This is a genomic window from Rossellomorea aquimaris (genome assembly GCF_003315075.1).
GTDB lineage: Bacteria > Bacillota > Bacilli > Bacillales > Bacillaceae_B > Rossellomorea > Rossellomorea aquimaris_C.
The window spans coordinates 26,219-40,232 of record NZ_QNRJ01000020.1; the positions used below are offsets into that span (position 1 = coordinate 26,219).

Genomic DNA, 14,014 nt, shown 5'->3' on the forward strand with positions numbered 1-14,014 from the left:
GTGGAAATAAATCTGTCCATATTAATTGTCTAACTGCTAGAATTCTACTTCTATTCTTTCTACAATTTCTTTCAAACGAAATTTATCATCTTCCCAAAAGCATGCTGGTACTTCTTGATACTTAGGTTTATCAGAATCGATTTCTGATACTAAATACATTTTAAATTGATCTGGATTTTGTTTCGCAAATTCTAGTTCACCTGGAGTGATTACGAAAGAGTTTGCATTTCCTGTTTTCACTTCAACAAAGAAAGTTTTTCTATGGTCATCCTGATAAGATAAGTCATATTCTCCAGAACTAGCTTGTCCAGGTTTTAAAATACCTATTTCGACGAATGCCTCCGACTTGGGAAATACATTTTCCATGCCATATTGTTTACAAAGTAAATTGTAAATCAATAATTCACCTTTGTTACCTATAATTTTTTTAGCATTGTTTGCTTTATCTTCAGCACTTTTTGAGTATGCTCCACTCGGTCTTTTTTTATTAGCTGATGGCCATCCTTTTGATGCATGAAATTCTATATCTTGTTTATCTGGAATGACACCTTCCAATTGTTTATAAACATCTTTAGACTTTTCGGATTGTTCCTTTTCAATTCTTTCCTGTTGCATAATTAACCAATTATTAAATTCATCAACCCTATTGAAATAAATCATGATTTGAACTTTTTGATTGTTAGCTATTTCATCGGCAAACAAATTATCAGGGTTTAATTTGTTGAAATTTTCCTTATAAATTGATTTGACCTCAACCTTTTCAATGTTTTCAATTAATATAGGGAAGATTCTAAGAACAGCTTGAGTCAAATCAAATTTAACAGAATTCTTTATACTATCGAGATCTGCAGAATAATATTTGTATGCATCTACCTCATCAAGAAATCTAGTTTGTTTTTCTATGTCACCGTCAGAAACTAGTTTACTAAACAATTGGTCTGTAAATTCTTCTTGATGCTCATCGAGATATCGTCTAATCCTTTTTTGCCAATACTCTCTCACATCAATATTTATCAACTCAGATAGGTTATTAAGATCAGATATATCCTTATTGATTTCATTCAAGCAAGATATTACAGTCTCATAATCTGATTCTCTAAGAAAATATGAAAAATCAACATTCTCTATCTGATTTAAAGTATTACTACTTGCTCCATTTTCATAAAAATAGTCAAAGACCAATTTGCTTAGAGCATTTTCACAGAAGAGCAATTCATATGACTCATTCCATTTGTCAACGCCATATTCATCAGATATCTTTTCTCTTTTTCTAGTTGCATCTTTAGATACTAGAAGTTCAATCAAGTTAGCATCTAATTCAAGTGTCAATAACTGCTTAAAAATATCTACGATTCCATTTGAAAACCCATCTGACAGCCGTAGTTGTTCAATGCTTTGTTTTGAACTAGGTAATTTAAAGTAAAAGTCTCTTCTATCTTCCACAAAGTAAAAATCTTCAAGTTGTACTTGTCGGTTGTTTTGCTCCTTATCAATCGCAACAATCTCGCTACAAGGCACGATTTGCATTCTTTTTATTTTATCAACATTGGTTTTGTTGTCATCAATTGTCGATAAAACAGCCGTTTTAATTGTATCAATTTCTTTTTTGAAATTCTCTAGAATGTAATCGTGTTTAATATACGAAAACAACTCAAAATTTGATCTAAAACGTTCTACACCAAGCCATTTATTAATGATGGAAATATTTTGTTTTACGGGTATTGATATAAAATGTTCCTGATTTTCCATTGCTTTAGGTATTTTCTTATCAGCATACTTTACATCGTTAGCACAATAAAATTTTCCATTCTTAGCTAGTACAAAAATACCTTTTGGGGAATAGGCTGGTTCTTTATCTTTCTTGAATTTGATTATCTCTGTGTAGAGTTTCCGACTTATTTCACCTTTATCAAAAGTGGGTAATGTATCTAAGATTCTTTTTATATCAGTGTCTTCAAGAAGAGCCATAGATTCCTTAAAATCAAGATTTTGTATTAGATCATTTCCCACGAATTCTAGTAAGTCTTGTTCGAATATACCGTAAAGGTCCTGGACATTCGCTTTCAACTTATCATATTTCACCACCTGTTGTGGTGAATACTTATTACCATTAAATTCAATCCACTGAGTAGTATTCAGCACATACTTGATGTACTCGTTGGAGTTGAAATACATTCCACTCCAGTTAGTTTGCTGTTTGATATTCGAATCTTTTTTATTTGAATACAATAAAACTCGGAGTTCTTCATCTTTAGCAACCCACTCAACAATTTCTGAAGTGTTAAGCTTACTAATTAAATTTTCTATATTTTCAATACTCTTAGTGGTTAGATAATTGATATTGAAATCAATCTGGTCCGCATATTTATCAGCAATGAAATTCTTAAATTCATAATTATTTATAAGTGACTTTGTCTCAATTATCAATGGAAACTTTGCAACTCCACACTTTTCAATAAAAGTTGTAAATTCCGCAATATCATTTCCATGATATAGTTTGTTAGGTTCTATTAATGAAGAATATGTAGTGTTGGCAAAAAGCTTTTCACCTAGTGGGTTTCCATAATTTACGCCAAGAAACAGCCTGGTTGATGCTTTAATATCTCCGTTCTGATCGGGTAAATTGAATGGAACTTTTGAAAGCTCGCTACCTTGTGTTAGTTTGTCATGATAATTTTCAAAGAACCAATTCATAAAAGATTCTGCTTTATCCACATGATCAATTTGTCGATTAATTGTACCAATTATTAAATCAGAACTGCTTTGTTCCGTAAGTTCTACAGCGAAATATTCTTTACTAAATGCATCGAGTAAACGTTTATCACCAGTTCTTTCTGCCCTGAATTTGTCGTTTAGTTTCTTCCATTCGTCACCATATTTATCCTTAACTTGTGAAATTAGCTCATCGACATAATCTTGATGCAAAACACAGAGTTTCACCCAACCTAATTCATTTGGTAATACTGAAATCCCACCATCAGTTGGTAAAAATACTTTATTAGATTTTAGGATCCAGTTATTTCGACTATCATTCAATAGATTCGGAACAATATCAGCATCACGATAGTCATTACTCCACCATAAGAATACTTTAATTCGAGTCGATACATTCCACTCGTCGTTAATTAAGTTTATCTTTCTTGCTAGATCATCTGCTGAGAAATTCAATCCATCATAACCAACAAATTCAGATAATATTGTTACTATCTCTACACTCTCTTCAGTTGATAGCTGCAATAATAGGTTGAACTCTTTGCCTTTAAATTCGGCGGGAAATACATTCTGTAGTAATTGGGGTGCATCTTGAATTGAAATATATTCCCCATTGACAGTAGGTAAAATCGTCGCACCTGTTAGTAAACTCAAATATTCATCATAGAAATTAAATTCATCACTATCCCATAGTTTATTATCTTGTACAGGGGTCACCATTTTTATGGCTGTATCAGCATATATAGGTTTCGCCAGTGCCTCGGCAACTTCCCTGATAAAAGGTAAGACTTCACCAAAAATTTTTTTATTAATTCCCTCACTATCATTCGGAACACCATCACGAGAATTATTTGTAATGAATGGTGCATTTATTAATGCGTTGATGGGAGTTGAAAAATCTCGAATAGGGAAATAACAGTACAACTTTTCTTTCTTGAAATCATAATTAATAGCTTTGGGGACGGCAATTGAAAGGACAGCAGTTTTTTCACCAATATATACATCTTTTTTAAAGACAAAGTATTCTTCAGCAGGTTTGCTCGTACCATCTACAGTTCTCTCAATTAAAACATCAATCCCGTCAATCAGTTTTTCTGCGATTCGAGTTTCTTCATCGGTATTAATAGTGATTTTCGTAATATTAGGGAGAAAAAGTAAAGATTTATAAAAAGGTTGCTTTAACTGCTTTGTTACTCCGTTTTCTTTTAACCGATTTAGTTCTTTAAGTTTTACTCTAATTAAAGTGTCAAAATCTGAGACAATCCTTTCAATCTGTTCGGGACAGTTCATTATTGGAAAACATAATGGATAATCTTTTCTCCAGGACATCAATTGTTCATTAATCAATTCAATATGAGAATGCTTATCAAAACAGCTCTCAGCAAAATCCTTACTGAACCTAACAGCATAATCGCCAGAGTATAACTCTATCCATTCAGCATCATTAAGTAACGATCTGAAACCAGTACCTTTATTCCCTATGTTTTGTGATGATTTATTACTTGCTCGTCCCAAGCACAATCTTTCAATAGTTTCTTTTGTAAAGGAAGTTCCTGTATTTCCTACTTCCAAAACATTGTCTTTATAGGTAATCTTGACTTCTACCTCTTCGTTGCCATCAATATATTCACTTTTCTTCTTATCACCGTATGCATCATCTACGTTTTGAAGCAATTCTAATATTTGCCTACCGTTATAATCTCGCATCAATTCATATTCTTCACTACAGGCTTTTTCAAGTTCATTGCTTAATTTTGAATTAGTGTATTTCTCAATAAAAATATTTCGTAATTCATCAATGGTCCTCCAATTGCTCATATCTGTACTTTCCCCTCTTTAAGGAATTGAAATGTCCTATTAACTTTATATTTAGTTAATTATTCTATAGAACCCACCTATTCCTATGATTGTATTAAATTTTGATCACTCCTATTGACAATAAAAAGCCTTATTACTAGTGCATTCTGAACCACACTAGCAATAATGCTTTATTATTACCCCTCGGCAATCCAACAATCCACCTTCGTTTGCAATACCCAAAGTACTCTAAAATAAAGACTTTTACTGTACAGGAATGGGGATTGCCTATCTCCAATTTGTATTGTAAATCATGTATACATTCTCAATGTGTACTTTTAAGTACCAATGGATCGATATGTGGTTCCTATCTTATTTCATTTAGGGCATTTATTCATCAACACTTTCCAGTAATAATTCAGAAGTTATAAAGGAGCATCGCTATTAAGGAAGGTTTTATCAGTCTTCTAATGAAAAGGGGAAGGTAATCCTAAAGAGCATGGGAGCCATTTAGACCATTCGATACGTTCCCAAAATTTAAGGAGTAAGGGAGGAACATATCCCTTTCTTTCTTAATTGCCAATCTCAGTTATTTTACTTCGTACTTGCTTGATAAGGGTAGAGATAATATTGACCGACTCTTCTTTGGAGGTTTCAGCATTACGTATTTGGTTTTGTTGTTGTTCGATTGCTGTCAATTCATTATTGAAGAATGGTAAGATTCCTTCTTCGATATTATGTAAAAACTCTTTCCTAATGTCCCTTGCTACTTGTCTATATTCATTTCTAATATCTGCTCGAGCTTCACGGAGCTCCTGATAATAATTTGCCTCATCATATTCTTCTTTTGCCGTAAAGAAGATATCTAGAACAACCCCCACAATAGATAAGATTGGACCTAATTTATTTATAAGCTTGGTTAATTTTGTAGCTCCCCAAGGTTTAAATTTAACCCCAAAGCTTTTAACCACATTTACCACGGTCTCTTTTGAAACCTCCGTAGCGAACTTCCCTAATTTTTGTAAGGCATCAGGGGCTTTCCCAACTAATGTGTGAGTCCCTTTTTTTTCGGAGATGTTTCTTTGTGAGAAAGATGCACTCCTTGCTTCAAATGATTCAAGTGTGGCTTGACCTAAGGGTGAATCCTCCAGATTCTTTAACTCTTCTTGCAAGTGTTCCATCTCTTTTTCTAACAACTTCTGAACATTTTCAAGTGATGTCTGTGATTCCGCTTGAATAGAGAGTTCTGAACTCTGAATTGCTTTGTTTATATCATCAGCACTATTCTCTCCATCCACTTTCTCTGCAACTGATTCGCCTGCCATGACAATCTCATGTTCTAACCTGTTTAACTCATTTTGAACCCCATTATGCAGCCTGATTTTCGCTGTACGAATTAAATTTGCTTTTCTTCTTAATAATTCAAGCAAATCACGCTCTGCTTTATTATCTGTACTTAAAAAATCGAGTGATTTTTCAAGCACATCTGCGCTTCGGTGTAGTGGTGTCAACAATCTTGCTGTCAGCTGATTATTTGTAATTAACTTCTGTAGAGAATCTAGAAAACTGTCAAAATTAGATTTTTTCTGTAGATAATCTCTTTCTTCTTCATCGTCCTCCTCTAACTTAGCTTCTAATAAGCAGTTGGCATCAATAAAGGAAGTATAAAAATCACTTGGATGATAAGGATCAATAACTTCAAGAATAGACTTCTCTAAAATTTGAGGTGTCCCCTGCTCACGGCTCATCTTGTTCACAACTAAAGCGATTTGACCTGTACGTTGCATATCATGAATAAGCTTTCTGAAGAAAGCTCCTCCTTCCGGGTTAAAAAGCTCATTAGATACAACAAATACGAGTAAATCTGACTTGGAAATTTGATCAAGCGTTTTTGAATCATGCTCTAATCTGCCTGCATATATTCCCGGTGTATCAATAATCTCCACATTGTCCCATTTATATGATTGTGTGATATCTGTCATAATTTGTGCACCAACATTAATAGTTTTTTCACCAAGCTGGTACATCTGAATAAGCTTTTGTTCCCCTTCCACTGTCTCATACTGTTTACGTATGAATTTAGCTCCTGTCAGTGCTGCGATTGTTGAAGATTTACCGGCATTGTATTGACCTATAAAAGCAACTCTTAACTTTTGCTGCTTACGATCCTCTTCCAAAAAGCTTAAGAAATCAGATATTAATGTTTGAATTTCTTCCTCTTCTATTTTTTTTAAGAGGGAAGCAATATTTTCTGTAATCGTTGTAATATCACTAATATGTTTTGCAAATAACAAGTCTTTCATCTAAAATCACCCTTTATTCAATTCTATTTTAACTTGACATAACTGCCCGGCTAGGCGTATATTCACACCCTTCTTCCCAATAACAAGACCCTTCAACGAGTTCGGCACATTAACCTTTGCCGTAACTCTATCACCGTCCCTAATTATTTTCACCTGGTCAGGCTCTATAGTTGCCGGGTAAAGTGCATTTGCCAATTGAGTTCTAAGATCCGAAGTCTCACTAACGAGCATGACATGCTCGCCGCAAATATTATCTAATCCTATATTTGTTTTACCGTCCAGATACCATTCAGAAGGAACGAGGATTTTCGTTGCAACACCTTGTTCTCTGGCAACTCGAATCAGTTGATATGCCTCACAGTTTACTCCTTCAAGCTTAAGAAGATGGGCGAAGAGTTGTTTATTGATCTTTTCTTTGAGTTCATTTATTGTGTTTGCCTTTTCCCTCAATTGATCTGCCACAAAGAATAAGCTGTCTATATATACTTCTACTTTATCTAGCATCTCCCGTCTGCCTTTTTTAGTAATATTTTCATAAAACCAGGCTTTGTAGGAGCCCTTTGTTTTTCTTTCCAGCTCTTCAATATGTTCCAGCAAATCTTTCTTGGCATCTTTTTTAGCCTTTTTCCATTTCTTTGATTCATAATCACTTACGAACCAGCTAATAAGCCCAACAACTGTACTTGCTCCAAGTGCAATCCATCCAACCGGATTCCAAACATTTGCAGCTCCCCATCCTGCTGTAGCAGCAATAAAGGCACCAGCAGAAAATCCAGAAAGGGTCACTCCTCCCCATTTTAAAACCCTGCCAATTTGTCCTTTTTTAAAATCACTCATATTCTTTGAATCTAGTGTAATGGAGTTGATATCATACTGGTATTGCCTCGTAAATTCCGTTAGGAAGGACTGTAATTCGTTAATAAGTTCCTTCATGTGGTTGTTCATCATTTTCTCAATATGCTTTGCTTTTTCTTTCAAATTAGATTGCAGGACGGAATGAATATCCTTTTTACCTATGTATTCTTCTACAAAATAGGGAACCCATTGCTTAATAGGTGAATATAACTTCGCAGCATTCTGTTCAATTCTCTCATTCCCATCAGGAATAAAACTGTCAAAGAATCGTTTCAGTTCTGCTCGTTTTTTCACCATAAACAGTGCCTGCGAACGGATAAGACGCTGCTCCTCCCACAGCATTTTTTCAATTGTATCGATAAAATGAACTGTACTATCATAAAACGTTAGTACTCGTCGGTGCTTACCGCTTCTATTCACTTCCTTAGCTATTTTGCTGTAAACTGTATCTAGCCTACTTTTATCCCATAAATCTTCGGAAATCTCTTGTAATTCCTCAAGTGTACTAAGAAACGCTGATTGTGCATGTATCCAAATAACTTCAACATGGTCTATATTCAGATGTTTTTTCACATAGCTCCTAATGTGCTTTCGATGCTCACTTAACCGGTCAAACTCAAAAACCTTTTCTGGTCTTTTGAGGAATCGCCTAATCTCTTTCTGATCCGGTTGTTCAGTTTGTGGGTTTAATAAATTATATTTTACATTCATTACGACGAAAAAGTGCTTATTCAGTTCCTGCAGTCTGCTCATTTCATCAAACTCACCAGGCTGAACAGAATCATCGGAGGTGAGAAACATGATCATATCTGATTGATCAATAATATCATGTGCTTTATCGGCATCTTCATCGCCCTTAAATGCTTCAAACCCTGGAACATCTAAAAGTCGCAGACCATTCCAATTATACTCAAGGATATCCCTTGTGGTCCGCTGTGCTCCTTTACCAATTGTATTCCCATTTCCATTGGTCAACGCTTCCCGTATGGTACTCTTCCCAGCCTTAGTCCGACCAAATAGAGACAGAGTAAATGCATCCAAATGTTTCTTTTTTTCTGCCAATGAATCTGTAAAATCATCCAATCCACCTTTAGATTGAATCCCTATTCGATAAATCATCTCTTGAAGGGTAGAAGAAAATTCAAAGTTCTTAACGTCATGGTCCTGCATTATCAATTGATATTTCCCTTCTAGCTGACTTTCTAAATCTTGCAATAATTGCTTAAGTTCATTTCGAAAAGCCAAGTTTTCCACATACACCTGCTTTGACGTTTCTGAACACTGCTCAAGTAATTCAGTAAATTGATTGACTATTTTTTGTGCCATATATCTCCCTCTAAAGAACTAGAAATTTATTAATATATTGAATATTTTAACATAATTTACCTTGTTAAGGGGAGTTACATTATAAAGGGTTTTTTACATACTAAGAGGACCAAAACCTTAGTGGGTGGTTAATGGAGATTGAGTATGGACTGAGAGTAAATATGAATTTAAAATTAGTACTACTCAATCAATATTTTAAGTCATCAAGAAAAGGTTTGATAATAATTATCAAACCTTTTCTAAAATAATTTAAATGTATTATTTTCACAAAATACTTTCTCTTAGCATATATCCAGCAACTGATCCCTTTTCAACTAGGAAATCTAATACTATTAACACTTCTCGCTTTAACCTAGCTTCTCTTCGGATTTTTTCTCTATTGATATAAATATAGCTTTTAATGACAATTTCTAAATAATATATAGTATTTTCCTCTAGTTCAATATTCCATAAACTTTGATGTTCTAATAACATATGTGAAATCCAAGAGATTCCGGGATTAATAAATCTTTGCCCAATTCCATTTAATAATTTTGCAATCGAATATAGAACTGCCGGTGAATCTCCTATTTCTCTTGTAACTTTCATTAAAAACCTTTTATTTTGATCGTTTAAGGTATGCCAATCTGATACATTTTCATTCCATAATGCATCAGCGAAAAGATAGCTTTTGATAATGCGAGAATTAATGTAACTATTTTTCCGTATATTATTTAATTCAACAACTTTTTCATAAAACAACTCCCATACTAACCAAAAATTATCATATTTTTTAAGTCTATCTTCTACATAAATAAATTCTTTAAATAAATCAGCTAAAGATTCACTATTATTTAACTTTAGGATAAATGGTTCTAAATACTTTGGTATATCAACACTTCTTGAAGATAAAATGATTTCTGCTAACTTCACCATGAATGCATGACTAACCTCATAATCCATCCTATTGGCTCTATCATCCCATAACAACTTATCAGCAAAGATTGTTATTATGCTTTGGATTAAATTCTTATGAACGTCATTATTGGTTTCTAACGGTATTAATTGAAATGCTGTTTTTAAAATACGCGGATGAATATCGTTTATATTTCCAATTTCCTCTAGAGTAATTTCATTTTTTATAACTTTTTCTATATTTGCCTTATATTCTTCAAAAAATCTTTCCGAAAAATTTTCTTTAACATCCATACGTCTTTCAAAACTCTCTAAGCGTAACCGCTCTTTCATATCTTCATACTTAGGTTTTAAACTTAAATATCCTAATAAAAGGGATTGTGCATCTTTATAATTTATAGCCCATAATTCATTTAAGATTGATTTGGTTGAATAATCCGAAAACTTAATCGATATTCCTAAAGGATGATCATTGAACAATGTAAATAATAAAATGCCTTTAATAATTTCTTTGTCTTCTGGAAAGTATTTCAGCATAACTGGTAAGCTTGAAATAGCAGCTTCCATACCATCTCCTATCTGATAAGTATAATTATCTTCTAAAGAAGATGAAGAAAAAGTTAGGATAACTTCTTTACAAAATTCCTTGTCAGTTTGTGAAAGAAGACTAAAATAATCTCGAAGTAAAACAGCACATACATATGGAGGAATACCCTTTGCAAAAATATAATCTTTATCATAACCATTCTGTAATCCTTCAAACATCTCTTGAATTTCTTTTAGTGCTAATAGTGGGTTTTCCTCATACTTAGTATACTCACTAGACTTAGCGTCCCTTTTAAATTTATAATCAGACCATAATTTTAACGGAAGGTACATAGTTGCCTCAGAGTTTTTTTGAAGCGCTGATTCACTGTACTCCATTAATTCTGAATCAATTTTAGGATTAAAATCAATCTGTACACCTTGATCCACTTTTTCAACAGTAGGATTCATTTTCCTTCTATCCATACGTGCTAGAAAAAGCCTCCATGTTTTATTTTCTGCTAAGGAAGGATTTTCAAGTTCCTCATAATATTCATCAAAAATAGCCCATAAGGCTTCCATTCTTTTAGTTGCTTCCTCGTCTGATGTTTCTTCATTTCTAAAAAACTGGTACATCAGTGCAACGTTTTCAAGTGTTTTTTCTCTGTGCTTATCATCACAACTCTGAATTCTTTCTTTTATATGAATATCGTGCTTATAGTTCAATCCATATCCCATCGCAAATAAACTTTTTGCAGATTGGTCGATTATCCTTCTACTACTATCATAGAAAAAGAATTCTTTAGTATTAAATAAAACCTTTGCTATATTGAAGGTTTTTTCATGATTAGCCAAAATTACGCTTGAAATAATAGCCGTTATAGACGCAGATTTCGAGTTTTCTATTAGATACAGAGAAACATTTTCCAATATTTCTGAATCCGTATGCTCTCCTCTTTCAAGGAGAAACTTCTCTAATGCCATATGTATGGACTCAAAAATTTTTGGTGAAACTTGTGTTCCTCTATAGGTATTCCAAAGCCTATTACTTATATATTGTTTAATTACCTTATCGTTAATATTAACCTCTATTTCTTCTACTTCTCCTTTTGCTAAATCAGAATCCACATAGCTTTCTACAGTTTTATTTACAAATCTTAAAATAAAATCTACAGTTTCTTTGAAAGAGTACTTTAGAAGCCAATAAATAGGTGTTTGGTATGCACTAGAGGGATAATAATCACTGTTGCTTTTATCTATAGAGAAATTATCTTCTAAATCTAATCTACTATTATAAAAAGGGTAAGCTGCTTCAGTTGGTTTAATCCAATACAATTCAGCTAACTGTAATACATAGCTAGGGAGAATTTTCAAGACTTCTTGATTGTCACCTATTCTAGATAAAATAGCATTTACCAGGCTATAATATGGATCTCTGTATTTCCTCCAATTATTTTTAATTACTTCTGAAAAAACTTCTGAAAGTTCTTCGCTAATTTCTCTTGCCCCATATAAAATAGTTTGAATTATTTTCTCTTCGGTATCATTCCCTCTAAAAGCATAATTATCTTTTTCTATAATCACTTCGTAATATTTCAAAGCAATCAAAGCTGCTAGCCTAGTTACTTCCCCATTCTTAAATTTATTATTCCATTCATAAATCACTGGTAGTATGTAGTTTACTGTTTCTATATCAAGTGAATCTTTGTATTTATAAATTATCTTAATTACACTTTCCCAACCATGTCCCTTTGGTTTTGTAACTATATATTTCATAGCTGATATTGAATGTTTATCTAAACCTATTAATTTTAGATAATCTTCATCAACTTCCTTACATGCTACCCTTAATAAAAAAGTCACTCTTTTTAACCATTGTTGATCATTCTCTAATAACTCCTTTTCAAATAATTTAATAAAATAATCAGAGTAGGGTGAAAGCAAAACTGATACTAACATTTCATCTTTCCAAAAATATGGGATATCTTCAGTTTCAAATACTTCTTCTATAAGGTTTTCAACCGAATTGTCCTCTATTAAAAGCTTATCAGATACCCACTTTCTAAAACTCCGACGAATAGGAAGTGATTCTCCGATATTCTTAAAAAAATCTTGTAAACTTACTCTTTTAATATATTCAGACTCTATTATTTTTCCTAATGCCCACTCTTCGTATATGTCATGTGTAATAAAATAACCTGCAACTTCATAACCTAAAATACCATCTTGAAGTAACACAGATACTGTCTCTTCATCCTGGGTAGGTGAAATAAAAAATTGACCTTCTTTAGCTCTCTGAAAAGCAATTTTCATAAAACATTGTTCTCTATTTGGTTTAGATTTTTTTATTAATCTATTCCATAATTTCTCTTTAAAATTTAGGTAATCAACTACTTCTTCATTATCATAAAATCTTAAATACTCATTTAAATAAAATGGATTTTTAAGTAACTCTATTAGTTTCTCATCACTAGGTAAATTAAAATCAAACTCTTGAGCATATTCCACTAATTCTTTAATTGACAATTCCTGAATATAAAATTTAAAAGGCTTCACTTTATAGTGATCTATAAACTGCATATCCAAATCAGACAAATAATTACTCCTGGCAGTAAATATAACTTTCCATTCATGCTTAATTAAAGTAGATATAAATTCATTAAATGGATCAGTTTTCTCTAAATCTAAAATCTTTTCAGCAGAATCAATCACTATTAATTTTCTGGCATCTTCTTTATGAATATCAATAAAATCATTAAAACTATTTCCATTTACACCAAATAAATTATTAATGTTATTAATTTCAAACTCATTTGCTTTAAAAATATAGAAAGGAGTATCTTCTTTCACATTTTCATACAGCTTTTTAATAACCGCCGTTTTCCCAACACCACCCATACCTGTCACAATTAAAACTTGTTCCCTTTCAATTTGGCCAAGAATATCTTGCAGCAGAGTACTTCTATTAATCTCCAAATTTTCATCTTGATAACTAATAGATGTTTGAATACTTTCTAAAATAGCCTCAGTATGAAGTTTCTTTTCAGATAAAAGTTGGAAGATGTCCTTTTTAAAACTAAAGAAATGTTTAGAAATGTACTCATTTTCCAAAGTTACAAATGGTGATTCAAAAAAACTCGCTGTTCTCCATTCAACTTGAATTTCAAGTTGACTAGCTTTAGTATCAATATCGATTTTTGCTTGAGGATCATTTTGTTCAGGTTTATCTGAAGTATGGCTTTGCCCCCATTCTTGATTGGTATAAAAAATGATTTTATTTATATCCGGGTAATCTCGTTTACTTTTTGTTAGTGTTGTAATCAATTCACCCTTATGATCTGATAAAGTTGTTTCATAGAATTTTGCTTGCCATCCAATAACTTCTTTGTCCACCGAAATTGGATTAGTCTCAATTCCAGATTGATTTTTATATCTAAAAACACCGAATTCTTTTCCATACTCTTTGCAAAATAAAATATAACATAACCATTCAAAATTACTTTGTGGGTTCTCACTAAATTTAGCTTTAAAGATATTCCAATCTGGTTTAATCATAGTTCCACCTCATTTTTGATTTAGTAAACGATATCTAAATGTAATGA

Annotated in this window: 4 protein-coding genes; all 4 read right to left on the reverse strand. The window is 32.5% G+C overall.

Annotation, left to right across the window (positions count from 1 at the left end; all coding sequences use genetic code 11):
* Positions 1-36 precede the first annotated feature (36 nt).
* Entirely contained in the window at positions 37-4,530 is a 4,494-nt protein-coding gene (locus tag DET59_RS17710) for a protein NO VEIN domain-containing protein (protein ID WP_113970932.1), read from the reverse strand.
* Between the two features lie 551 nt (positions 4,531-5,081).
* Positions 5,082-6,812 carry a GTPase gene (locus DET59_RS17715; protein WP_113970933.1) on the reverse strand — a complete coding sequence of 577 codons (1,731 nt, stop codon included), beginning with the start codon at positions 6,810-6,812 and terminating at the stop codon, positions 5,082-5,084.
* Between the two features lie 6 nt (positions 6,813-6,818).
* The gene (locus DET59_RS17720; RefSeq protein ID WP_181778220.1) at positions 6,819-8,750 is read right to left on the reverse strand and encodes a GTPase; all 1,932 of its coding nucleotides are present in this window, start codon (positions 8,748-8,750) and stop codon (positions 6,819-6,821) included.
* A gap of 507 nt (positions 8,751-9,257) precedes the next feature.
* Positions 9,258-13,967 carry an AVAST type 4 anti-phage nuclease Avs4 gene (gene avs4, locus DET59_RS17725; protein ID WP_113970935.1) on the reverse strand — a complete coding sequence of 1,570 codons (4,710 nt, stop codon included), beginning with the start codon at positions 13,965-13,967 and terminating at the stop codon, positions 9,258-9,260.
* Positions 13,968-14,014 lie beyond the last annotated feature (47 nt).

Bases quoted from the DNA above. Each gene is read 5' to 3' on its own strand.
- avs4 (WP_113970935.1), bottom strand. From the start codon at position 13,967: ATGATTAAACCAGATTGGAATATCTTTAAAGCTAAATTTAGTGAGAAC.
- DET59_RS17715 (WP_113970933.1), bottom strand. From the start codon at position 6,812: ATGAAAGACTTGTTATTTGCAAAACATATTAGTGATATTACAACGATT.
- DET59_RS17710 (WP_113970932.1), bottom strand. From the start codon at position 4,530: ATGAGCAATTGGAGGACCATTGATGAATTACGAAATATTTTTATTGAG.